Source organism: Cryobacterium levicorallinum (assembly GCF_004402405.1).
GTDB lineage: Bacteria > Actinomycetota > Actinomycetes > Actinomycetales > Microbacteriaceae > Cryobacterium > Cryobacterium levicorallinum.
Map to the genome: position 1 here is coordinate 207,666 of NZ_SOFE01000014.1, position 23,771 is coordinate 231,436.

The 23,771-nt window shown below is 61.5% G+C and carries 20 protein-coding genes and 1 tRNA gene; 10 read left to right on the forward strand and 11 right to left on the reverse strand.

Going from position 1 to position 23,771, the window contains the following annotated elements; genetic code table 11:
* Nucleotides 1-21: 21 nt before the first annotated feature.
* The 7 genes from pknB to E3O11_RS08360 form a co-directional block, all read right to left on the reverse strand.
* Nucleotides 22-1,650 (reverse strand): Stk1 family PASTA domain-containing Ser/Thr kinase, encoded by a 1,629-nt coding sequence (pknB, locus tag E3O11_RS08330; RefSeq protein ID WP_241991057.1) that lies wholly within the window; start codon nucleotides 1,648-1,650, stop codon nucleotides 22-24.
* Nucleotides 1,651-1,793: 143 nt separating this feature from the next.
* Entirely contained in the window at nucleotides 1,794-3,500 is a 1,707-nt protein-coding gene (locus E3O11_RS08335) for a protein kinase domain-containing protein (RefSeq protein WP_092448030.1), read from the reverse strand.
* Nucleotides 3,497-4,948: a peptidoglycan D,D-transpeptidase FtsI family protein gene (locus E3O11_RS08340; RefSeq protein ID WP_092448031.1), complete on the reverse strand. Its 1,452-nt coding sequence runs from the start codon at nucleotides 4,946-4,948 to the stop codon at nucleotides 3,497-3,499. The genes E3O11_RS08335 and E3O11_RS08340 overlap by 4 nt, the downstream gene beginning before the upstream one ends.
* Nucleotides 4,948-6,333, reverse strand: coding sequence for an FtsW/RodA/SpoVE family cell cycle protein (locus tag E3O11_RS08345; protein WP_241994674.1), 1,386 nt, complete (start codon nucleotides 6,331-6,333; stop codon nucleotides 4,948-4,950). Before E3O11_RS08345 ends, E3O11_RS08340 begins: the two co-directional genes overlap by 1 nt.
* Nucleotides 6,326-7,561: a PP2C family protein-serine/threonine phosphatase gene (locus E3O11_RS08350; RefSeq protein WP_092448032.1), complete on the reverse strand. Its 1,236-nt coding sequence runs from the start codon at nucleotides 7,559-7,561 to the stop codon at nucleotides 6,326-6,328. Before E3O11_RS08350 ends, E3O11_RS08345 begins: the two co-directional genes overlap by 8 nt.
* 3 nt (nucleotides 7,562-7,564) lie before the next feature.
* Complete coding sequence (locus tag E3O11_RS08355; RefSeq protein WP_092448196.1) at nucleotides 7,565-8,116, reverse strand: FHA domain-containing protein FhaB/FipA; 552 nt, start codon at nucleotides 8,114-8,116, stop codon at nucleotides 7,565-7,567.
* A gap of 2 nt (nucleotides 8,117-8,118) precedes the next feature.
* Nucleotides 8,119-8,868 carry an FhaA domain-containing protein gene (locus tag E3O11_RS08360; RefSeq protein WP_092448033.1) on the reverse strand — a complete coding sequence of 250 codons (750 nt, stop codon included), beginning with the start codon at nucleotides 8,866-8,868 and terminating at the stop codon, nucleotides 8,119-8,121.
* Nucleotides 8,869-9,290: 422 nt separating this feature from the next.
* Between E3O11_RS08360 and E3O11_RS08365 the strand changes: the two genes are divergently transcribed.
* From E3O11_RS08365 to E3O11_RS08380, 5 genes are all read left to right on the forward strand, one after another.
* Nucleotides 9,291-9,374 (forward strand) — tRNA-Leu (locus E3O11_RS08365).
* An 832-nt stretch (nucleotides 9,375-10,206) separates the two neighbouring features.
* Nucleotides 10,207-10,350 carry a hypothetical protein gene (locus E3O11_RS17590; RefSeq protein WP_158251675.1) on the forward strand — a complete coding sequence of 48 codons (144 nt, stop codon included), beginning with the start codon at nucleotides 10,207-10,209 and terminating at the stop codon, nucleotides 10,348-10,350.
* A 403-nt stretch (nucleotides 10,351-10,753) separates the two neighbouring features.
* Nucleotides 10,754-11,662, forward strand: coding sequence for an alpha/beta hydrolase (locus E3O11_RS08370; protein ID WP_092448034.1), 909 nt, complete (start codon nucleotides 10,754-10,756; stop codon nucleotides 11,660-11,662).
* Nucleotides 11,663-11,774: 112 nt separating this feature from the next.
* Entirely contained in the window at nucleotides 11,775-13,142 is a 1,368-nt protein-coding gene (locus tag E3O11_RS08375) for a flavin-containing monooxygenase (RefSeq protein ID WP_092448035.1), read from the forward strand.
* Between the two features lie 48 nt (nucleotides 13,143-13,190).
* Entirely contained in the window at nucleotides 13,191-14,651 is a 1,461-nt protein-coding gene (locus E3O11_RS08380) for a class I adenylate-forming enzyme family protein (protein ID WP_166791505.1), read from the forward strand.
* Here E3O11_RS08380 and E3O11_RS08385 read toward each other — a convergent pair.
* Nucleotides 14,644-16,713 (reverse strand): 3-hydroxyacyl-CoA dehydrogenase NAD-binding domain-containing protein, encoded by a 2,070-nt coding sequence (locus E3O11_RS08385; protein WP_092448037.1) that lies wholly within the window; start codon nucleotides 16,711-16,713, stop codon nucleotides 14,644-14,646. The two genes, E3O11_RS08380 and E3O11_RS08385, sit on opposite strands and share 8 nt — an antisense overlap.
* A gap of 190 nt (nucleotides 16,714-16,903) precedes the next feature.
* On the opposite strand from E3O11_RS08385, the gene E3O11_RS08390 reads away from it, so the two are divergent.
* Nucleotides 16,904-17,530: a TetR/AcrR family transcriptional regulator gene (locus tag E3O11_RS08390; RefSeq protein WP_092448038.1), complete on the forward strand. Its 627-nt coding sequence runs from the start codon at nucleotides 16,904-16,906 to the stop codon at nucleotides 17,528-17,530.
* Between the two features lie 69 nt (nucleotides 17,531-17,599).
* Here E3O11_RS08390 and E3O11_RS08395 read toward each other — a convergent pair whose 3' ends face one another.
* The 3 genes from E3O11_RS08395 to E3O11_RS08405 are packed head-to-tail and all read right to left on the reverse strand — an operon-like array spanning nucleotide 17,600 to nucleotide 19,312.
* Entirely contained in the window at nucleotides 17,600-17,962 is a 363-nt protein-coding gene (locus tag E3O11_RS08395) for a nuclear transport factor 2 family protein (RefSeq protein ID WP_092448039.1), read from the reverse strand.
* Between the two features lies 1 nt (nucleotide 17,963).
* Complete coding sequence (locus E3O11_RS08400; protein WP_198415574.1) at nucleotides 17,964-18,623, reverse strand: 3-oxoacid CoA-transferase subunit B; 660 nt, start codon at nucleotides 18,621-18,623, stop codon at nucleotides 17,964-17,966.
* Complete coding sequence (locus E3O11_RS08405) at nucleotides 18,620-19,312, reverse strand: 3-oxoacid CoA-transferase subunit A (protein ID WP_092448041.1); 693 nt, start codon at nucleotides 19,310-19,312, stop codon at nucleotides 18,620-18,622. The genes E3O11_RS08400 and E3O11_RS08405 overlap by 4 nt, the downstream gene beginning before the upstream one ends.
* 211 nt (nucleotides 19,313-19,523) lie before the next feature.
* Between E3O11_RS08405 and accB the strand changes: the two genes are divergently transcribed.
* The 4 genes from accB to E3O11_RS08425 are packed head-to-tail and all read left to right on the forward strand — an operon-like array spanning nucleotide 19,524 to nucleotide 23,761.
* Nucleotides 19,524-20,033: an acetyl-CoA carboxylase biotin carboxyl carrier protein gene (accB, locus tag E3O11_RS08410; RefSeq protein ID WP_158251673.1), complete on the forward strand. Its 510-nt coding sequence runs from the start codon at nucleotides 19,524-19,526 to the stop codon at nucleotides 20,031-20,033.
* Between the two features lie 4 nt (nucleotides 20,034-20,037).
* On the forward strand, nucleotides 20,038-21,396 hold the full coding sequence (locus E3O11_RS08415) for an acetyl-CoA carboxylase biotin carboxylase subunit (RefSeq protein ID WP_092448043.1): 1,359 nt from the start codon (nucleotides 20,038-20,040) through the stop codon (nucleotides 21,394-21,396).
* Nucleotides 21,397-21,456: 60 nt separating this feature from the next.
* Nucleotides 21,457-22,929 (forward strand): carboxyltransferase, encoded by a 1,473-nt coding sequence (locus E3O11_RS08420; protein ID WP_092448044.1) that lies wholly within the window; start codon nucleotides 21,457-21,459, stop codon nucleotides 22,927-22,929.
* 4 nt (nucleotides 22,930-22,933) lie between these two features.
* Nucleotides 22,934-23,761 (forward strand): enoyl-CoA hydratase-related protein, encoded by an 828-nt coding sequence (locus E3O11_RS08425; protein ID WP_092448045.1) that lies wholly within the window; start codon nucleotides 22,934-22,936, stop codon nucleotides 23,759-23,761.
* Nucleotides 23,762-23,771 lie beyond the last annotated feature (10 nt).

Genomic DNA, 23,771 nt, shown 5'->3' on the forward strand with positions numbered 1-23,771 from the left:
GGTGCAGACAGGGCGGTGCGGCTAGGAGCGGGCGCAGTAGGTCAGCTCGATCTCGGAGCGCTGGGGGACGTCTCCGGGGGCCAGTGACTGCGCTTTAATCGGGGAGCCGGACTCCTGGTCACAGGTGTAATCAGGCTTGGAACTCGGCGTGAGTCCGTCGGCGCTGACCAGATCGATCGCGGCAACCAGAGACTGGCCGGTGAGGTCTCCGAGGGTGACCAGGCCGCTCGACACGATGTAGTTGATGGTATCGCCGGCGAATTCGGAAGACGCCGCGGGCGGATCGGTGCGCAGAACGATATCGGCCGCCACGGTCGGGGAGTTTTCGGTGGTGACCGACCCGGAAACGAAACCGAGCGCTTCGATCGCGGCCTGGGCATCCGTTATGGGCTGATTGGTGACATCGGGAACCGCGACGGGCACCGGACCGGTAGAGACGAAGACCTTGATCACGTCGGAGGGATTGACGATGGTATCGGCCGGAGGATCCGTGCGAATAACCTGGTCGGCCGGCACTGTCGTGCTCGACTCTTCGGCACGCGTGGCCGCGAGGTCGAGGTCGAGGAGAGTATTTTGGGCGTCGTCATAGGTTTGCCCGGTGAGTGCGGGAATCTGGCGCGAACTGTCGGGCAGTTCCACTGAAGGCTGCAGATTGGCCACCCAGATCATGACCGCGACGACGATGACCACGACGCAGACGATTCCGGCCCAGACCCAGATCACCGGGGGACGACGCTGGGTGCGCACCATCGTCTGGTCTTCGGACAACTGTTTGAGGGCCAGCGCCGAACCGGTGATCGCCGTGGGCGCAGCCCCGAACAGGCCGGCACCAACCTCGTCGCCGGCCCGGTGAACGGGAATCTGGCCGGATCCGGCGGTCTCGACATCATTGCGAAACTCGACGGCGCTTTGATAGCGGGCGAAGCGGTCCTTGGCCAGGGCATGCAGCACGACCGAGTCCAGGGCCGGTGACACCTTGGGATTGAGCGCTGAGGGTTTCGCCGGCAGTTCGCTGACGTGTTGGTAGGCGACGGCCACGGGCGTGTCACCGCGGAACGGCGGCCGCCCGGTGAGCATCTCGAACAGCACCACGCCCGTGGAATACAGATCGGTGCGCGCATCGACGGACTCACCCTTGGCCTGCTCCGGCGAGAAATAGGCGGCGGTACCGAGGATGGCGGTGGTCTGCGCGACGGTCGTGGCCGAGTCGGAGATGGCACGGGCGATGCCGAAATCCATCACCTTGACCTGTCCGGACTTGGTGATCATGATGTTGCCGGGCTTGATGTCGCGGTGCACCACACCGGCGCGATGCGAGTATTCCAGCGCGGTCAGGACCCCATCGATGATGCGTACGGCCTCGGTCGCTTCGATCGGGCCCTCACGAATGATGTCCTTGAGCAGCCGACCGTCGACGTGTTCCATGACGATGAACGGAACCTGGGAATCGTGTCCGGCATCGTCGGTGACGGTCTCCTCGCCGGCATCGAACACCCGCACGATGGTCGGGTGGGCCATGCGAGCTGCGGCCTGGGCCTCTTGCCGAAACCGGGTGCGAAAGGCCGGGTCGGAGGCCAGGCTCGACTTGAGTAGCTTGATGGCCACCGTGCGACCGAGCCGGGAATCGGTGCCTACATGTACGTCGGACATGCCGCCACGGCCCAGGAGCGCCCCGACACGATAGCGGCCCGCGATCAAACGGCCAGAGTCAGGCACGAGCGCACTCCCCCACAATAAAACGGATGCCCGGGTTAGGCACAGTGAGCGCTACTTTACCGCACGGCATTGGGGAATTACTCCCCGACAGCGGGGTCGCCAGTTACGCTCACGTCTGCCGTTGGGGAAAACTCAGAGCTAACCTGGCCACAGAAATAGCGGAACTTGACCTTGAAATTCTCTGTTCCGGCGGTGATCGTGGCCGTCGTCGTTTCAGCGGTGGTGGGGTTGGCCGAGGTGATGATGGCGGCACCGCCCTCCGTTGCGATCTCATAGCCAGCCAAAGTCTGGCCGGCCGGGCAGGTCTGGGCGTTCCAGTTCACCGTGACAGTGCCCGCGGCAGCGACGGGCGAAGGCGTCGCCGTCGGGGCTGACGTCGGTGTGCTCGGCGTGGGGAACGCGCCGTAGACAGTCAGGGTCACGGTCGTCCCGGCCGGAACCGGCCCCCGGGGGTTGACTCCGTACACCGTGTCAACTTCTTCCTCAGACCCGGCCGCATTTCCGGGTTGGACGTCAGCCACGAATCCCATCTCAACGAGAAGGGCGGCGGCATCGGCGCTGGGCTTACCCACGAAATCTTCCGGATTGACCGACGTGTTCGCATTGGTGGGCGACGGCGTCGGCGACGGGGTCGCCGATGGTGTAGCCGACGGGGTTGATGAGGGTGGCGCTGACGTGGTCTGGGCCGGTGCCGGGGTCTCGTTGTTCTGCGTGAACAGGGCGATGAGCGTTCCGGTGAGCACGATCACCAGCAGCGCGACGAGGGCGATCAGCGGCCAGGTCCACGGACTGCGCTTCTTCTTCTCCGCTTCGGCAGCGGCCGCGGAGGCCCGCGTGATGGGCGCACCGGTGGCCGGCAGAACGGTCGTGGCCTGGTCGGAGCCGGCACCGGGCATGAGCATGGTGGCGCTCGTGGCCGAGAGGCCGCCCAGAACGGACGGCACGGCCACCGCGGCTGCAGCGACGTCACCGCGACGCAAAGCGGATGCCGCGCGCGCCAGGTGGGCAGCAGACGCCGGCCGGTCGGCCGGGTTCTTCGCCAGGCAGGCGAAGACCAGATTGCGTACCGGTTCGGACACGGTCACCGGCAGGTCGGGCGCTATCTCGTTGATCTGAGCCATGGCAATCGCGACCTGCGACTCACCCGTGAACGGACGACGTCCGGCCAGCGACTCGTACGCGACGATGCCGATCGAGTAGATGTCGGTGGTTGGCGATGCGGGGTGGCCGCTCGCCTGTTCCGGTGAGAGGTACTGCACGGTGCCCATCACCTGGCCGGTCGCGGTGAGCGGAACCTGGTCGGCGATGCGGGCGATGCCGAAGTCGGTGATCTTGACCCGGCCCTCCGGCGTGATGAGCAGGTTTCCGGGCTTGATGTCGCGGTGCACGAGACCGGCGGCGTGGGCGGCGTGCAGCGCGCTCGAGGTCTGCGCGACAATGTCGAGCACCTTGTCGGTCGGCAGAACGTGCTCGCGCTCGAGAATGGTCGACAGAGCTTCGCCGGGCACTAGTTCCATGACCAGGAAGGCGCTGCCGTCTTCTTCGCCGTAGTCGAAGACATTCGCGATGCCTTCGTGGTTGACCAGGGCCGCGTGGCGGGCCTCAGCGCGAAAGCGCTCGAGGAAACCGGGGTCGCCGAGATACTCGTCCTTCAAAATCTTGATGGCGACGCTTCGACCGATTACGAGGTCGGTGGACTTCCACACCTCCCCCATGCCGCCAATCGCAATGCGCGACTGCAGCTCGTATCGTCCCCCGAAGGTGAGGCCTGCTGTGGGTCTCATTTGTTAAGCACCGCCTCTAGTACTTTCTGTGCGACAGGTGCGGCAAGTTTGTTGCCGAACCCGGTTTGTCCTTCTCCTCCGCCGTCCTCGATCAGAACGGTGATGGCAAATTGTGGGTCGTCCGCCGGTGCGAAACCGGTGAACCAGAGGGTGAACGGATCGGTTGACCCGTTCTGCGCCGTGCCGGTTTTCCCCGCCACTTCGACCCCGTCTATTCTTGCATTGCTCGCGGCACCATCCTGAACGCCATTGATCATCATCGCGCTCAGTGTTGCGGCTGTTTTTTCGCTCATCACCCGCCCAAGTTCTGCCGGTTTGAAGGTTTGGATGGCGCTGAGATTGGGTGCGAGGATCTCCTGCACCAGGTTGGGCTGCATCACGACACCCCCGTTGGCGATGGCGCCGCTGACCAGGGCCATTTGCAGCGGGTTCGCCCGCACGTCGTACTGACCGAAGGCTGACTGCGCGGTCTGCGGATCGTCGAGCCCGTCGGGGTACACGCTCTCGGTCACGCTCAGGGGAATGCTGAAGCTGCTGTTGAAGCCGAACTTCTCGGCGGTCTCGCGAATGGCCGTGTCGCCGAGCGCGACGCCCAATTCGGCGAACGGGATATTGCAGGACAAACGCAGTGCTGTGGCGAGGGTGACCGTCTCACCAGCACCGCAGGTTGACCCGCTGGAGTTTTCAATCTTGCTCGTGGTGCCCGGCGCGGTGTACACGGCCGGGTTCGGAAAGGTGCTCTCCGGCGTGTAGTCGCCCGACTCCAAGGCGGCCGTCGTCACGACGAGTTTGAAGATCGACCCGGGCGGGTTGAGCGAATTGATCGCCCGGTTGATCAGCGGGTCGTTCTCGTCGGCCAGCAGGGCCTCGTAGCTCGCGGTGACCTCGGCGTTGTTGTGCACGGTGAGTAGGTTCGGGTTGAAACTCGGCTTGGAGACCATCGCCAGGATGCGGCCGGTCGTCGGTTCGGTCACGACGACCGATCCGGTGTAATCGCCGAGGGCATCCCAGGCGGCCTGCTGGGCTATTGGATCGATCGTGACCTCGACGGCTGCGCCCTTCGGGTCTTGGCCGGTGACTAGGGCGCTGATCTTGTCAAAGAACTGCGAGTTGGAGGTTCCGGTGAGTTCGGCGTTGAGGGCGAACTCGAGGCCGGTCGGTTCGCCGTTGATCGGAATGTATCCGGTGATCGGCGCATACAACTCGGGGTTGGTATAGGTGCGGAGAAATTTGTAGTCGTCGTCGGCCGGCATGGACTGGGCGATCGGGTCGCCGGCCACGAGGATGGCGCCGCGCTCGACCTGGTAGCTGTCGTACAGCGTGCGGGTGTTGCGCGGGTCGGCCGACAGATTGTCGGCCTGAAAGGCCTGCACGATCGACGTGGAGCTGAGCAGGGCGATGAACATCAGCATCACGACGATGCTGACGCGCTTGAGTTCGCGGTTCATTAGACCACCAGCCTGGGTTGATTGCGCACTGTGTCGGAGAGCCGCAGCAACAGGGCCACGATAATCCAGTTGGCCACGAGCGAGGAGCCGCCGGCGGCCAGGAACGGCGTGGTCAGGCCGGTGAGGGGAATCACCCGGGTGACGCCGCCGATGACGATGAAGCACTGCAGCGCCACAACGAAGGCCAGGCCGACGGCGAGAAGCTTGCCGAAATCATCCTGACCGGCGAAGCCGATGCGGAATCCGCGGGCCACGAATAGAAGGTACAGGGCGAGGATGGCGAAGATTCCGGCGAGCCCGAGCTCCTCGCCGAGGCTCGCAATGATGTAGTCACTCTGCGGTACCGGGGTCAGTTCGGGCCGTCCCTGGCCCCAGCCAGTGCCGAGCAGGCCGCCTTTGGCGAGGCCGAACAGGCCTTGCACGAGCTGAAAGCTGCCGCCCTCGGCTTCATAGACTTTGGGGTTGAGCGCATCGAGCCAGTTGGTGAACCGGCCGTTGACGTAGTTCAGGGTCTGGCTGGCCAGCAGGGCGCCGCCGAGGAACAGGCCCATGCCCATGATGACCCAGCTCGCCCGCCCGGTCGCGAGGTAGAGCATGACGAGGAACAGACCGAAGTAGAGCAGGGCGGTTCCGAGGTCGCGCTGGAAGATGATGACCGACATCGACAGGGCCCACACCACGAGAATCGGACCGAGGTCGCGCAAGCGCGGAAAGCGCGCGCCCAGAAACTTCTTACCGACCATGGAGAGACTGTCGCGGTTGCGCACGAGGTAGCCGGCAAAGAACACGGCGAGGGCGATCTTGGCGATCTCACCGGGCTGGAACGTGCCGAAACTGCCAAAGCCGATCCAGACCCGAGCGCCGCTGATTTCTTTACCCAGGCCGGGCACGAGCGGCAGAAAGAGCAACACCACACCGACGAGACCGAAAATGTAGGTGTAACGAAACAGCACCCGGTGATTGCGGATCACGAGCAGCACGACGATCGCGCTGAAAATGGCCAGGGCGCTCCACACCGTCTGGCGCACTGCGGCGCTCGCCCAGCCGCTGTCCTGGTCGGCGATGTCGATGCGGTAAATCATGGCGATGCCGATGCCATTGAGCACCGTGGCGATCGGCAAAATGAAGGGATCGGCGTCGCGAGCAACAAATCGCAGCACCACGTGCAGGCTGATGACCAGAACCGACAGGCCGGTTCCGAGCAGCACCAGGGTCGGGTCGAGATCGCCGAAAGCGCCAAGCTGCACGAGCACGACCGCGCTCGCGTTGATGAAGCAGGCGATCAGCAGCAGGAACAGTTCGAGGTTGCGCAGTTTCTGCGGCAGGTGCAGACGACGCACCGGCTCGGTTCCCTGACGCGCTTGCAGAGCGGATGCTTTACTCAACGACCGCACCCTTCAGCCGTTCGACGATGGCCTGCGCATCCGCGAGGGAGCCGGCACTGATGGTCTGCTCGACCTGCTGGCGGTCGTAGACGCGCAAATCGGACAGGTTGATGTCGGTGGCCTCGTACACACTGGACAGCTTGAGCGGGCCGATATCCTGCTGCACGCCCTGGTAGATCGCGACGGTCGAACCCTCGGAGCCGACGAAATAGCGGGTTTGGGTCCACTGGTAGCTCAGGATGCTGGTGCCGACGATCGCGAGTACGAGCAGAATAACGCCGAACAGCCAGGTGGCCTTGCGGCGGCGCGCGCGGCGGGCATCCTCTTCGATCAGTTCGGAGAGGTAGTCCTGGGAATCGGGTTCGAAGTGCGTCTCGCGTACCGGGTGCAGCCGCAGGGCCGGGATGCGCAGCGCGCGGTTGCGGCCGGGTTCCTCACCGAAGGCGAGCGGATTGGCCGCCGACCCGACAACGACGGGACTGTCTGTGCGCGTGCTGCCGTCGCCCGCGCCAATGTCAACGATGACGACGGTGACGTTGTCTGGGGCGCCGCCGTCGAGGCTTTCCTTCACGAGCAGGTCGGCGACATCCTGCGCGTTGGCGCCACTGGCCAGGGCGGAGGCTATGCCGGTGTGCGAGACGACACCGGTGAGACCATCGGAGCACAGCAGCCAGCGGTCGCCGTCGATCGTGGCCAGGATCGACGTGTCGATTTCGGGACTCGCCTCGACGTCACCGAGCACACGCATGAGCACGGAGCGGCGTGGATGCACCATGGCTTCGGCCTCGGTGATGCGACCGCTGTCAACCAGCCGCTGCACGAAGGTGTGGTCGATGGTGATCTGGGAGAGTTCGTTGTCGCGCAGCAGATAGATGCGCGAGTCGCCGATGTGGGCGATCGCGACCTCGTTCTCGAGCACCACGATGGCGCTGACGGTCGTGCCCATGCCGGTGAGTTCGGCATGCTCGAACACGGTTTCGGCCAGCTGGGCGTTGGCGCCGATCAGGGCGGCCTGCAGGGCGAATTCGGCGTCTTGGGCACTCGCATAGGGCTTGTCGGCCTCGATGATGCGTTTCGTGGCGATCGACGACGCGACGTCTCCGCCGGCGTGGCCGCCCATGCCGTCGGCGACCACGAACAGGGTGCGTCCGGCGTAACCGGAGTCCTGGTTATTGGAGCGAACCTTGCCGACGTGGGACGTGGCTGCGCTGTGACTTACCGTCGCCATGACTTACCGCCGAAGCTCGAAGCTGGTGGCGCCGATCTTCACGGTGGCGTTCAGGGGAATTTTGGTCGGCACGGTGACGCGGGTGCCGGCCAGGAAGGTGCCATTGGTGGAATCGAGGTCTTGCAGCATCCACTCGTCATGCCAGAGCATGAGTCGGGCGTGGTGGGTTGAGGTGTAATCATCGCGGATGACCAGGCTCGAGTCGGCCGAGCGGCCGATCGTGATGGTTTCCGTGCTGAGCGGAAACTCGGTGCCGGACTTCGGGCCGCTCGTGATGACGAGGCGCGTGGTGTGCTGGGCGGTGGCGAGTGCACCGTCGGCGGCCGGGCTGGCCCGCGCGATCGGGGCTGGTGCTGGGGTTGGTGCGGGGGCTGCAACGGGAGCGGCAGCGGCGGGGAAGGCTGCGGCGGAGGCCGGTACGGCGGCATCCGTTTTCAGGCGGCGTACGCGCTGGCCGAACAGGTCGCTGCGCAGCGCGTAGACGATGCCGAAGATGAACATCCAGAGCAGGAGAAGGAAGCCGATGCGCAGCACCAGCAGGGTCAGTTCGCTCACGTTCATGCGTTCGGCCCCCAGAATCCGCCCATGTCGTGGCGTTCGGTGGCGGGGTCGGTCGGTGCGGCCGCGCGCGGAGTCTCGTTGGAGGCCTGCGCGAGCACGCGGAAGACGATGCGGGTGCGGCCGATGGTGACGATCGAATCGGGTTCGAGGATGGCCTGGCTGACCGTGGCACCGTTGAGCTGGGAACCGTTGGTGGAGCCGAGGTCGCGCACCTGGGCGCGGGCGCCGTCCCAGATAATCTCCACGTGACGGCGGGAGGTGCCGGTGTCGTCGATGGTGATGTCGGCGTCGGAGCCGCGACCGATCACAGTGCGGGCCTTGACCAGCGGATGCCGGGTACCGTTGATGTCGAGCACCGGCGTCCAGGCGACACTGGTCGCTACCGTGCTGGAGTCGATCTGCACCAGACCCTCGCTGAGGCTGCCGTCGTCTTGCAGGGTGATCACAATGCCGCCGGTGAACTGGTAGCGCTGCTCGGTGCCGTGTTTTTGCAGCAGGGCGGTGAGCTCATCGATAAGGGTCACGCCGAGCGCGCTCATGCGCGCGTAATCGGTGTGGGACATGCGCACGGTGAACCGATTGGGCGCGAGAATGCGATCCCGCGCGACAACCGCGGCTTTGGTGTCGAGCTCACGACGCAGCGCGGAGGTAATTTCCACCGGCTGCAAGCCCGATCGAAAGGTCTTGGCGAACGCTCCGTTGACGGCGCGCTCCAATCCCTTTTCAAAGTTATCCAGTATGCCCACAGGTCTCCCGATCCGGTCCGTTTGGCTATGAGCATGTTACTTGTCTCGGGTGACAACCCGCCTTTGAGGCGCAAACGGCACGAACAGTCATACTACCTGCGGAGGGTCCTGGACCGAATTCGTGGCCCATTATGGGCATTCCTTTGGACTTTTTTGGAGCGGATGCGGTGCGCGCGGGCGTGCGGATGCGCGCGTGCGTATGCGGGCGTGCGGATACGGTGGGGGCTGGGCGGGTGGATCTTGTAGGTGCAGTCGAGCGGCGGCATCCGTTGGGAGTGCGCCCGATGTGAGTGCTTGCTCCGGTAATTACCGTAGCGGCCACCGATATCGGGCGTGATCACGCCCGATCTGGCCCCCACGGCCCGCGCGGCGCGCCGTCGAATGGCGCTGACCCCCCTCACAGTGTTAGCATTCCTAAGTTCGCGCGAGTGGCGGAATTGGCAGACGCGCTGGCTTCAGGTGCCAGTGTTCGAAAGGACGTAGGGGTTCAAGTCCCCTCTCGCGCACTGCGGATGTTTCAGGAAATCGAGAAATCATTTTCATGGAATCCAAGCGAATAGGCCGGTTGAGTAGAAATACTCGGCCGGCCTTCGGTATTTAACGATGTGATCGGGCCGGTCTGGAGCTTCTGCGGCGGCTGCGCGTTAAACGCAAAAATACCTGCGGTGGGCAGGTTAAAGGTTTCGGCGTGCAGTGGGAGTCGTGCTGGAGTCGAGGCCTGAGCGTTTGCTGACGTTGGCTAGGTCTTCGAAGTTCTTTGCCTTGATCGTTTTGTTGGCAGATCCAACCAGGCTGCGCATGCCGAAGTGCTCCCGGTGCTCCGGCGACTTGTAGGGAAATTTTTGCAGGTGCTTGACGGCGAGCCTGGGGTCTTGGTTTCGTTCGGCGGGTGCTCCGGCGTCGAGAGGGATTGTGACGCTGACAGCGTGTAGTCGGTTTGGCGACTCTTTTGCTACTGGCACGGTCGATAGCCATGTACGTGCCGGGAACGGGTAAAGGAATCATTGAGAACCGTCCTTGTTGGGCTGGCCTTTGGGCTTCATACGGTAGGCATCGCGGTTTTCCAGATAAGCCCTGTGGGGTTGGGTCGCCCGGTTCTCGAAATCAGGGTCGCATCGGCCGGAAGCATTCGCACATTGGTGTGTAGGAGTTGTTCGCACAGCCAGTCCAGACGCTCAAGATTGCGTTCAGACTTTCGTATGGCCCTTGGCGTTCATTGCTTCGCGAGCAACTTTGCGTAGGTCTTCGGCTTCAGCCGCTTGTTTCGGGGACCGGGGTACGGACAACACGGGCCATCGTGCGATTCGCTGAGCGCCACAGGCGTGGGTACCACGCGTCGTGGTCACCGGCGTGGTTTTGTATGCCGAGCAGGGCGAACTCTTCGGCGCGGAAGTGAACATCGAGGGTTTCTGTGATGCGGTGATAGTTGATGCCGTCGCCCAGTTGAACGTGCAGGAGCAAGTGAACGAGGACGGCTCGTAACGGGATGGTTGGTTTGACCCCCGCATTTGATTTCAGGCGTGCGTGCCGCCATTGGTTGAGTTTGGTGACGACGGCCGAGTTGTCGACTCAAAGTACCGGGCCGCGTGTCGCGCCCGTTAAGGCAACGGCGACGCATTTTTACGGTCGGTGCGTGACCCTCCGACCCGTTTTTTGCGTCGATTTTGATTTTGTCGCGGATGGTGGCCACGATCTCGCGCAGGTTGAAAGTTGGGGAGCAGCATGGTGACGGTGATTTGGGCAGCGACGGATTTGCGCGCGGTTCTCTGATTTTCTCGGTTCAGTCTTGTCTGCCGCGACATCTTCCATTGTGGGGATGCAGGGGCCTAGTGTAAAACAAACGATTGATTTATCACCTCCGGACAATGAGCTATATGAGGACAACATGGCAGCGGACGATGGACTGCATTTTCTTGCGAATCTCTATAAAGATTGGTCCGTGCGCATGGCTGTCGAACCGGCGTTGTCGCTTTCTGCCGTTCGGGAACTTTTTGAAGAGTGGCAGCGGCCGACCATGGAACCGGAAGATGTTTGCTTTCGAAGCGAAACCGTTGGCGGCGTCGACTGTGTGTGGGCAGTTCCGGCCGGAGCGGATCTCCGAAAAGTGGTCCTCTGGGCGCATGGCGGTGGCTTCATCGCGGGCTCAGCAGCCAGCCATCGTAAGCTTGGCGGTCATGTCGCGAAAGAACTGAACGTGACTGTTCTCCTTCTCGACTATCGGCTAGCCCCCGAGCACCCGTTTCCGGCGCAGATGGAAGACTTCACCACAGCGTATTGCGAGCTCCTCGACAGGGGCTTTCTGTCAGAGAACTTGACCTTGGGCGGTGACTCGGCAGGCTCCAGTGTGGCTGTTTCGACTGCGCTCAATCTGAGGGACCGCGGCATTCCGGGTCCGCGGCATATCATCTGCTTCTCTCCGTGGGTTGATGTCGAGTTGATGAGCCCGTCGCTGTGGACGAGCGGTGAGACGGACTATCTCGTTCCTAGGCCATCGGGTCCTGAGCTCGTCGCTATGTTCCTGGGCGGCATCACACCGGCGGACGATCCGTTGGCCAATCCTCTTTACGCTGACTTCGCAGGTTTCCCCCGTCTCTATATCAACGTGGGTTCGGGAGAGGCGCTGCTTGACGACGCCCGCCGACTCCATGAACGTGCACTCGCTGCCGGGGTTGATTCAACGCTCAGCCAGGTTGCCGACATGCAGCATGTTTTCCCCATCCTGGCCGGGCGGGCGACGGAAGTCGACGAGGAGCTCAAACGACTCGCGCAATGGTTTAAGGAAGAAGATGATTGACAGGTCGAAATATCTGCATCATGATATGAATCGTACAAACGATTGGTACATCTCAATGGTGAGAGCATAATAACTTCTCTTCGTGGTGGGCCCCAGCTATGAGGAGAAACTCATGACGTTCGAACTGCCTGACACCTTTGCGATCGTCGGAGCGGGCCCTGCCGGCCTCGTCACCGCCCGCGCATTCCTCAACTATGGGCTCAAGATTGAAATCCTCGAGCGCCACAGCCGTGTCGGCGGAATCTGGGACAAAAGCAACCCCGGATCTCCTGTCTACGAGAGCTGTCATTTCATCTCTAGTCGAGACTATGGGGGATTCATCGGCTACCCCATGCCCGCCACCTACCCCTTGTATCCCAAGTGGCACCAGATACGTGACTATGTTCGGGGCTTTGCCGATACATTCGGTCTGACCGCGTTTATCCGGACCGATTCAGACGTTGTCAGTGCCGTGCCAGTGGACACCGACGTCGGCCGATACTGGTCGGTCACGCTGGGCTCCGGTGAGACTCGAAACTACCGAGGCGTCGTTAGCGCAACGGGAGGTCAGTGGGTTCCGGTCATTCCCAAGTTCTCCGGGTCCGAACGGTTCACCGGCACCATCATGCACAGTTCGGAGTACGACGACATCGATGTCTTCCGAGGCAAGAAAGTGCTGGTGGTCGGCGCCGGCAATAGCGGCGTTGACATCGCAGCGGACGCGGCGTTCATGGCGGAGAAAGCTGTTCTCTCGACCCGTCGGGGATATTGGTTCCTCCCCAAGCTCGCCTACGGCGTCCCGGTGGGAGACCTCTTGCAGGGAAACATCCCCGATGAGAAACTGCCCGCGGAACTTGTCGGGCTGGATTCAGCGGGAATCATTCAGAAAGTCCTGGACGCTGTCGTGGGTGACGTCACAAACTACGGTCTGCCCGCGCCGGATCACCCATTGGGCGCGACGCACCCCATCACCAACTTCCAGGTACTGCACGCTCTGGCGCACGGCTTGCTCTCCTATCGCCCTAATATTCAGGAGATCACTCCAACCGGGGTGATATTCGAGGACGGCAGCTTCGAAGCGATCGACGTCATCGTCTTTTCAACGGGGTACGACAACAGCATTCCCTGGCTGCCCGAAGGAATGCTCGAGTATGAAGAGGGGCAGCCGAAGTTCCTGCTCGGGGCACTCGTCGACAACGTGGAGGGACTGTACGGCGCGGGAGTGCTGCACTTCGCGGGCAACACCTACCCGGTCTTCGATCAGCTCGTTCAGCTTGCGGCAGCAGACGCGAAGGCACTATTGTCTGGCGAAAATGGAGCTCGTCTCAAGGAATTACGGGCGTCATATCGGCCCAGCTTCAAGCACGACGGTACGTTCCTGGATGTGCGGCGCAACGCGAATCATGTCGATATAGAGGCTGTCAACACCTATCTCAAAGAACTGGAAGAGGACTTCGGGGTTCCCGTCCCGTACTTCAACACTCCTGACTTCTATGTGTAAGTTCGACGGATGGCCCGTCGAACCTGGGCTCTCGAAGGTGGCACGCGCATGAACCGGGCTCTGCCGATTCTCGACTGGGCTTTCTCACAACCGGACAAGGCATGCCTGGTCACCGATGAACGTTCCTACAGCTACCGCGAAGTCAGCCTCGCGATCCAACAGGTCGCGGCCAGCCTCATGAGCGCTGTCGGCATCGGGACGCGCGTGGGCCTGTTCATCGACAGCACGCCGAACTTCATCGTCTATCAACACGCGGTTTTCTATCTTGGTGGAATCGTGATGCCCCTCAATCGGGCGTTGACGGAGCCGGAAGTTGTCGAAGTCGTGACACTCGTCGGTCTGACGATCGTCGTGAGCGATACGCCGTTAGAGCTTCCTGACGGCGCAACAAACATCGTCGTCGCGGGGGAGTTCGATGTGCCGCCGCCGGGCGCCGTGATCCCCACCCCTGCCGTTCTTCACCCTGACGCTGGCGCCTGCCTCCTGCAGACATCGGGGTCGACCGGCCGTCCCAAGGGCGTGCTCCTATCCATGGGAAACCTCAGCTCCAACTATGACGCGACCTATCGTTGGATAGGCATCGGCAAGGAAGATCGCATTCTGCTCACCCTTCCGGTCTTCAACACCTACGCGCTGAACCAGGGCATTAATATGATGGCGATGACCGGTGCCACGCTGCGCTTGGTTCGTCGCTTTTCACCCGAGCGTCTGCAAGAAGTAATGAATGAATTCCTGCCCACATTCATCCCTCTCGTCCCCACCATGGTGACGCGCCTGCATCAAGCCGGCGTGCGCTTTGACGGTGACGTGCGGGTGGGTATCGGCGCCGCTGCGTCGCCGTCTCAAATCTCAGCCGATGCATGGTCGGTGTTTCCCAGAGCCCATATTTACTTCGGCTATGGATTGACGGAGGCCACCGCGATCGTCAGTACGAACCACGTGGGCACGAAAGAGAACAACACCGGGGACTATCTCTCAGCGGGCGCAGTCGTACCGGGCGTGCGGGTCACGATCCGGGACCCATCCGGTGAAGACGCCCGCGGCGAAGTTCTGGTTTGGGGTCGAGCCGTGTTCAGCGACTATGTGGGGACTGCTGAGCCGCGCCCCGTCGAAGATGGATGGTTGCTCACGGGGGATATCGGTCTCTTCGATGAGAAAAGACGATTGCACATCGTCGACCGAAAGCGGGAGTTGATCATTCGCGGTGGACAGAACATCTACCCCGGTGAGATCGAACGCGTCCTGTCGTCCCATCCAGCCGTGAGTGAGGCCGCAGCAGTCGCCCGCGCTGATGCCGACTTCGGCGAAGTCCCTGTTGTGTACGTCGTGCTGCGTCGCGGGGAGAACGTCTCCGGCGCGAAACTCCTGACGTGGGCGGCGGCCCGGCTTGCACCGTTCAAGGTGCCGGAGGATGTCTTCGTCATCGATGTGATGCCGAAGACTCCCACCGGCAAGATTCGCAAATTGGATCTGCGCCGAGGCAGGGAAGTGGAGAACGCCGTCAGCTGAGGGGAGAGCCCACTGCGGCCAGCAGGGCGACAACTTCTGGGGGCATGACGCCCGTGGTCGCAGGCCGGGCCAAGGCGAAGATCAACGGGCAGGACTGGTAGGACGCTGCGAGCCCCTCCATCAGCCAGGTGGGGGACTGCGCGGCGGCGAAGCGGATGGGGCCGCCCAGCGCTTTGGGAAATGCGAAACCTGCTGTCATCACCACGTCGATGTCGCTGGCGCGCTGAGCAACGCCGCTCGCGAGAACTTCTGCGGCTCCGACCAGCATGGAGGAGATGATGCGCTGCTGGATCTCGGCTGATGTGAAAAGGCGAGGCGTGATGCACTGGGCGGCTCGGCTTTCCGCGATGACCTTCGCGGTGTTTTCACTGGGTATTCCCCGTTTCGCTCCATCGGGATAGGCGTACCAGCCCTCGCCCGTCTTGGTGCCCAGATGGCCTTGTTCGCAGAGAGAATCGGCGATGGTCACGTAACGTTCGAGCGGATTTCGAGAGCTACTCAGACGTTTTCTTCGCGCCCAGGCGATGTCGAGGCCGGACATATCCGACACGGCGAAAACGCCGATGGGGAGGCCGAGATCCACCATGGCAGCGTCGACGTCCTGAGGTGTGGCGCCCTCTTCGACAAGGAATTCTGCCTGCGCTCGGTAGTCCGTGTAAATGCGGTTACCGATGAAGCCTTCACCGACCCGCGCCGGAACGCCGGTTTTCCCTAGCTTGCGAATAAGATCCGCCAGGGTGGACGCGGTGGCGTCGTTTGTGAAGCGTGTTCGGATGACTTCGACGAGTGGATTCTTCTCTGCGGGGTTGAAGAAATGAAAACCGGCCAGGCGCTCCGGATAGCGAAGGCTCTGGGAGATTTCATCCAAATTCAGATACGACGTATTGCTGGCCAGAACCACGGTGGACGAAACAACGGTTTCAAGAAGCCCCAGAAGGTCCTTCTTCACCTGCATGTCTTCAAAAACGGCATCGATGATTAGGTCAGCGGTGGCCAGATCCTGGACATTCAACGTCATGGTGATGGTGCCGTTGTTTTTTACGTCGCTGTGGTCCTGTGCCAGCGATGTCATTGCGCGGTCGAGTACCTCTGGGTTGGAGTCGAAGAGCGTGACCGCGAAGCCCGCCGTTCGGCATACCTGAGCGATCGAGGAGCCCATTGTTCCCGCGCCGGCGATTCCGATATGTGACAGTTGTGCGGCGGTCGCAGTTGTGCGGAGGCCTTTTGCGGCGGCTCTCGTGGCGAAGAATAGATACCGGAGGTTGATCGCTTCGGTGCCGGATCGCAGCTCGTTAAACGCTTGACGCTCGAGGGCCAAAGCCTCGGCTGAGTCGCGGGTGAGCGAGCCAATAGTGAGTTCGACCGCCCGGGTGATATTGGGGCGAGCGCGGCCCCGGCCGGAGGCTCTTTCAACGGCACGCTCAATGAGATCGGGCGGGTCAACGGGAGGGATCAGATCGAGGGTCCGTCGTTTGGAGGCCATGGTCCGTGCGGCGAAAATTGCTGAATCAAGGAGGGCCTCTGCGGAGACGATGCTGTCGACCAGCCCCATGCCGAGTGCCTCTCTGGCCGTGATGTGACGCCCGGATGAGATGAGGTCAATCGCCGCCGCGACTCCCACAAGGCGAGGGAGCCTGACGGTGCCGCCGGCGCCGGGGAGAATTCCCAGGGTCACCTCTGGGAGGCCCAGCACCGCCGTGGAGTCGGAGATTCTGGCGTCGCATCCCAGAGCGACCTCCAGGCCGCCGCCGAGAACGAAACCCGTGAGTGCTGCAACTACAGGGCAGGGGAGTGCTTCCAGCGCTGCGATGACGGTCGGGAGTTGGGGTGCCTCTATAGCGTTCTCGAATTCCTTGATGTCAGAACCTGCATAAAAATGTGCGCGCCCGCTGGCCAGGACGACCGCACGGACATCGGACATGGTCGCGACGAGTTCCAGCGCTGCGAGCAGGTGTCGCCGCAACAGGCTGTTGCCCATGTTCATGGGGGGACTGTCCAAGGTAATGATCGCCACACTGGAGCGTACGAGCATTGAGACGACTGTCATGTGGTGATGCCTCATCCTTGAGTTAGTTTCAATTCACCCGATCGATACGCGGTGCACGGATCATATTATCAAACAATCATTTGGTTGTCATCGTATGGAAAAACAAGTTCGAGATACCGACTAAACACCAAACAATCGGTAGTATGTCTTTCTAAGGACTAGAGGTATCGCGGCGCAGTCAGCCCTGGCTGAGAAATGGGTAATCATGAAAAAGAAACCATCTGAACGCCCCTCCGCGGAGGGGCGGAACAGAGACGGGAACGTCATCGCTGCAGCTATTTCCGTCATGTCGGAAAAAGGGTATTCCGGCACCTCAATTCAAGAGGTCGCCGATCGCGTCGGTGTGCTCAAGGGCAGTCTCTACCACTATTTCTCCTCCAAAGAAGAGCTCCTGTTTCGCATCCTCGACGAATCGCACTCGGAGTCAATGGTCATCGCCGACGCGGTTGCCGCTTTGGGCCTGGATCCGATCGACGAGTTGCTGGAATACGTGACGCGACAGAGCGTGTGGTATCTGGCCAACGTTGAACGCGCCAACATCTTCTTCACGGAGTCGCGGAACCTCACGGGGGAGCGGAAGGCGCTGACGAAAGACCGCGGCCTGCAGTTTGAACGGCATGTGCGTGATCTGATCACCGCGGCGCAGGAAAGCGGACAGATTCGCAGTCAGCTGGATGCGAGGCTGCTGACCCGCTTTGTGATCGGCGCGATGAACAACGTTCGTTTCTGGCCATCGCGAAGTGCGGGGAGCTTCTCGGACGAACAGCTCGTTTCCGCCCTTGTCGAGCTGACGTTCAACGGGCTGGAAGCCCAACCGGCCGCGCACGATTAGCGGTCGGCCGCCGGATGAGGGGCTGCCTCACTCTGGCCAGGGCGGCGCGTTCGCCTGACGTAACCCGGCTCAGGCGGAGGTGAGTTCCGCCGTGTCATAGAACGACCGGACGGCGGCGAACTTGCCGCCGATCACCGTCATGCAGTTGATGCCCCGAAGCGGGTATCTGATGCCTGCCGACGTGATGAGGACGGACTGCCACTCAAATGCGGACTCGGCACCCGATGTGGTTTCGTGCACGATAGCGACCTCAAGGCCCGGATAGAGGTCGCTCGCGTTTGCATAGAAGCCACGAATGGCGTCGTGACCCTGGAGGTTCCAACCCGGTGTCACAAAAGTTGCATCGTCTCGGTAGAAGGCCATTATGGCATCGAGATCTCGCGTGATTTCGGCATCCCAGTAGGCACGGGCTATGTCGAAGTTCGTTGACATGTCAGTTCCTTACGGTTGCGGACGTTGTCGCGTCGATGAGGGTGAATCCCACCAGCGTCGAGAGCTGACCCGCATCCAGATCATCGAAGATTTCGAGAATCCGAACGCCGGCAGGAATGACGTCGAACACGGCCACGTCCGTGTATATCCGTTCCACGCACTCGGCGCCGGTGAGCGGGTAGCTGCAGTTCTGCACGAGTTTGCTCTCGCCGGTCTTAGAAAAGAGGTCCATCACGACGTAGACGTGTTTCGCTCCCGCTGCCAGGTCCATCGCCCCGCCAACGCCGGGAATGGACGTGGTCGAGTTCGTGCGCCAGTTGGCAAGGTCGCCCCGCGCCGACACTTGATAGGCACCCATGACGCAGAAGTCGATGTGTCCTCCACGCATCATCGCGAAGGAATCGGCATGATGGAAATACGACGCGCCGATCTCTTCGGTGACGTAGACCTTTCCCGCGTTGGTCAGGTCCGCATCTTCTTGTCCGGGGAGCGCGGCGCCTCCCATTCCCAGCATCCCGTTCTCTGTGTGGAGAATGATCTCCCTGTCCTCGGGTAGATAATCCGCCACGAGTGTCGGTACGCCGATACCGAGGTTCACATAGGCGCCGTCGGGGATGTCTTTCGCCACTCGTGCCGCAATTTGGTGGCGCGAAAGCCTCATGATGTCACTTTCGGGTTGGTCGGGGCGTAGCCCGTGCTTATGAAACGGTCCACATAGATTCCGGGGGTCACGATGATCTCGGGATCCAGTTCGCCGAGTGCCACCACGTGATCGACTTCGGCAATGGTTACCTTGGCTGCGGCAGCCATCACGGGGCCAAAATTTCTCGCCGTCTTGCGGTAGACGAGGTTGCCCCAGCGATCCGCACGGGATGCCCGGATTAGGGCGAAGTCTGCATGCAGGGGTGTCTCGAACACGTAGTGTTCCCCGTCGATGAGGCGCACTTCCTTGTCCGCGGCCAGCTCTGTGCCATAACCGGTCTTGGTGAAGAAACCTCCGATTCCGGCACCCGCAGCACGGATGCGTTCGGCGAGGTTGCCTTGAGGGACGAGCTCGAGCTCAATCTTGCCGGCGAGAAAAAGTTCATCGAAAACAGTGGAGCCGATTGCTTTGGGGAAGGAGCAGATCACTTTGCGAACGCGGCCGGCTCCAAAAAGTCGGGAGATGGCGTCCCCGCCCGCCCCGGCATTGTTGTTGATGACCACGAGGTCGCTGACCCCGCGGTTCAGGAGTGCCTCTATCAGCGCGATGGGCTGGCCGGGAGGGCCGAACCCGCCGATCATGATCGTGGCGCCGTTTTCGATTCCCGAAACGGCTTCTCCCGCGTCGTGGACTTCTTTGTCAATCACCGGACACCTTCACTTCGTGTTCTTGGCTGGGTCTTGAGCTAGTCAACCATACGTCTGTTCGATAAACCAGAATCAGTATGTCGAACTTCGTATTGACAACAATGCTTGACCGCCTTGTTCTGGTGACCATATACTAAAACTGCCAACCGATTGTTTGATTCAAGCACGTCGGTCTTAATCCGGCAGACCGAGAATGGCAAAGGAGCCCACAGTGAGTCTTTCGTCCGCTGATATCAATAGCATCGTCGCAGCCCTCCACGAATCGGACTGGGATGAGGCCGTCGTGAGCGTCGGCGACGTAAAGATTTCCGTTGCTCGTAACGGCGCCCACCTTCCCGGCGGATCAACCGCGATGACGACTCCTGCACCGGTCGCGGAGCCGGTCGTCGCCCCTGTTGCGGCCCCCGCAGTGGCGGTTTCCGCTCCGATTCCGTCCTCGCCGGCAGCAACGGCACACGCTCCGGCCAATGCCACGGACTTCGCCATCACGGCACCCAGCATTGGGGTTCTGTGGCGTTCCCCCGAACCCGGCGCCACTCCCTTCATTGAGGTCGGTCAGCGCGTTGAGGTCGGGGACACGGTGTGCATCGTTGAAATCATGAAGCTGATGAACAACGTTGCCTCCACGGTTACCGGGATCGTGACGGCTGTGCATGCCGAAAACGGGGCGACCGTTGAATATGGAACACCCCTGTTCAGCGTTGACGTCACCGCGAACTGACCCCGTGCGCAGCATTCTGATTGCCAATCGCGGTGAAATCGCCGTTCGTATCATCAAGGCTTGCTTCGACGAAAATATCGAGAGTGTCCTCGCCGTCTCGGCCGCCGACGTTGATTCGCTCGGGGCCAAACTCGCAGATCGAATCGTCGTCATCGGGCCGGCAGCAGCGGGGGAAAGCTACCTCTCCGTTGAACGGGTCGTGGCAGCGGCGCGTCACGCGAACTGCGATGCACTCCACCCTGGCTATGGGTTTCTTTCCGAGCGGCCGACTCTTGTTGACGCCTGTGAAGAAAACGGGATCACGTTCATCGGGCCTCCGGCTGAGGTCATGCGTCGCGCGGGCGACAAGCTTCAGGCACGCGCGGTGGCGGAGTCCATTGGTATTCCCACGGGCAAGGGATCTCCGGGGCTGACCAGCGTCGAAGACGCGATCCGGACGGCCGAGCACTTGAACGCATACCCTCTCCTGCTCAAAGCGTCGGCCGGCGGTGGTGGACGTGGAATGACGGTCGTGAGGAATCCCGATGACCTCAGCCAGGGTTTTGTCCGGTCGAGCACCGAGGCACTGCGTGCCTTCGGTGACGGAACCCTCTATCTCGAGCCCTACATCGAGAAGGCTCGACACATTGAGATTCAGATCCTCGCCGACTCCCAGGGGACCGTCTGCCACCTCGGCGAACGTGACTGCTCAGCGCAGCGTCGATACCAGAAGATCATCGAGGAGGCACCCAGTGTCGGTCTTCCGGATGACCTCATCATCCGGATCAGGCAGGCTGCAGTTGACCTGGCGACAGCCCTCAACTATGTCGGGGCAGCAACAGCCGAGTTCCTGGTTGACGTAGAAAGAAACGCCTTCGTCTTTCTGGAGGTGAATGCCCGAGTTCAGGTTGAGCATCCCGTCACTGAGGCAGTATCGGGAATCGACATCGTGCGCGAACAGATTCGTATCGCCCAAGGCTTGCCCCTGTCGTTTTCGCAAGAGGATGTTTCTATTACAGGGCATGCCATCGAGTGCCGGATTAACGCCGAGAATTCTCGCAATAATTTTCTGCCCAACCCCGGCCTGATCGAGGAGTGGACGATGCCTCAGGGCACGGGCATTCGCGTGGATACCTACGCACACAACGGAGCTCACGTACCCCCTTACTATGACTCGCTGATCGCGAAGATAATCGTTCATGCGACCGACCGACAGCAGGCAGTAGACCTGATGGCCCGCGCGCTGGCCAAAGCGACCGTTCGCGGCGTCGACACGACAATCGACCTTCAGCTCGACATTATGCGTAACGAGACTTTCCGCACCCAACCCATCACCACCAAATGGCTCGAAGAATCATTTCTTCCGGCCCGGCCCGCAGCCTAAGCACGTTCCCTTGTCACCGCTCACTATGTGTGCATGCCCCGACGCTTCGAAGGAAATAGCATGAATGTCGAATTTGTAGACCAGACCCTGCGCGATGGAACTCAGAGCCTCTGGGGATTGCGGATGCGTGCCTACGATGCCGCAGATGCCCTGCCGTACCTGGCCAAGACGGGATTCGAGACCATTGATCTGACGGGCCCAGGTGTCTTCACCGTCCTCGTTCGGGAGTTCAACGACGATCCATGGGACACGATGGACTTCCTCGTCAAGGGCCTGCCGGGCAACAAAACGCGCTGCGGAATGCGCACCCACAGCGTGATGGGATTCGCCCGCGCCCCTGAATCGATCATCGACCTGTGGGTCCAAACGCTGATCAAGCACGGCGTTGAGAATTTTTGGATTTACGACTGTGCCTTCGACCTCCCGGTGATGAAGCGCTTGGTCGATGTGATTGCCGCGGCTGGCGGGGAGGCGCTCCCGTCGATCATGTACGGCTTGACCTCGATTCACGACGACGCGTTCTTCGCCGCCCAAGCAAAGGAAATGGCATCGTGGGCAGGAGTGCGTTCCATCTATGTAGAGGATGCGCCCGGCATTCTGAAACCGGAACGCGCAAAGACCCTGTTACCGGCAATCCGCGCGGCGGCTGGCGATATGCCTCTTGAGCTTCACTGCCATAACAACGCCGGGATGGCCCAGCACAACTACATGGTGGGGATTGAGAGCGGTTTTAACCGTATCCACACCGCGTCACGCCCTCTCGCCAATGGGGCATCTCTTCCGTCGACGGAGAGTATGGTCGACATCGTCGAATACATGGGCCACACCCATTCGCTCGACCGGAACATGTTTGCGCCCGTTGCCGAGAATTTCATTCGAGCAGCCAAGGCCGGAAACCACTTACTTGGAGTGCCTGCCGAGTTCGACCCCCGGATCTACGATCACCAGCTTCCCGGTGGCATGACGGGCACGCTCATCAACCAGCTCGGCAAGCATGGGATGGCTCACCGGCTGAATGAGGTCCTGAACGCGATCCCTCAGGTTCGTTTGGATTTCGGCGAACCGATCATGGCTACTCCGTTCTCCCAGTTCGTCGGAATACAAGCGGTGCTCAATATTGTTACGGGCGACCCCTACAGCCTGGTTCCTGACGAGGTCATCCACTACCTTCTCGGTCACTATGGGCCCATCCACGGCACCGTGAACCAGAACGTGCGCGACCGCGTTCTCTCCAGTGCGCGCGCCAAGCAAATTGCCCAGTGGGAGCGCCCCGAGCCCAGCCTGAAGGAGATTCGTTCGCGCTTTGCCGCCGGGATCTCGGACGAGGAGCTGCTGCTTCGCTACATGAACTCCGAAGATGAGGTGAACAAGACCCTCGCGGCGGGACCTGTGCGCAAGGACCCTCGCCGGAGTGCAAACAGGATCGTCGAGAACATCGTGGACTTGGTCGGAGAGAAGAGCACGGCCACAGCCTTCTCGGTGTCATCTCCTGACTTCAGCGTTCACCTCAGCAAATTGACCGGAAGCAAGTAAGGCCATGACCGCAGACTACGAAGCCATCACCCTCCTCGAGGAAGACAACGTCGCCTGGATCACGTTCAACCGGCCTGATCGGCTCAATGCCCTGAATGATCAGCTCTTGGAAGAACTAGGCCACGCGTTGGATTTCCTGGCAACGTCAGACAGCAGGGTCATCGTCCTCAGGGGCAGCGGCCGAGCATTTTCGGCGGGCTACGACGTCGGTTCGGACTCTAATGAAATCGGCTACGCGCACGAGCGAAGCCCGGTTGAAGACCGTGACCGTCAGCTCGCGAACATCGATCTGTTTCTGAAAGTGTGGCGCCACCCGCTTCCTGTCATTACCTCCGTTCACGGCTTCTGCATGGCCGGAGCGACGCAGCTCTGTGTGTTCTCCGACATCACCATCGTGGCTGAAGATGCCGTCATCGCCGCTTCCCCGGCTGTTCCCATCGGGGGTGGGTTCATCTCCCCGTTGTGGGCCACCATCGTCGGTCCCAAGCGCGCAAAGCTCATGAGCTTCGACGCCGGCCATCGCATCAGCGGTGTGACGGCTGTCGAATGGGGCTGGGCCACGGAAGCGGTCCCTGCGGATGCTTTGGATGAACACGTGCGAGCGCTCGCGGTCTCCATCGCTCGCACGCCGACGGCGATTCTGAAGCTCAAGAAGGAGGCCATTAATCGGGTTTCCGAACTTCAGGGTCTCGTCACGATCGGGCGGATGGGCGCCGAAACAGATGCGCTCCTCCATCTCACGCCCGAGGTTCAGCTCCTGCAGAACCTGATCAAGGAACGTGGCCTCAAGGGCGCCATCGCTCACTTCAACTCCGGCGAAATGAAATTCTAGCCAAGAACGG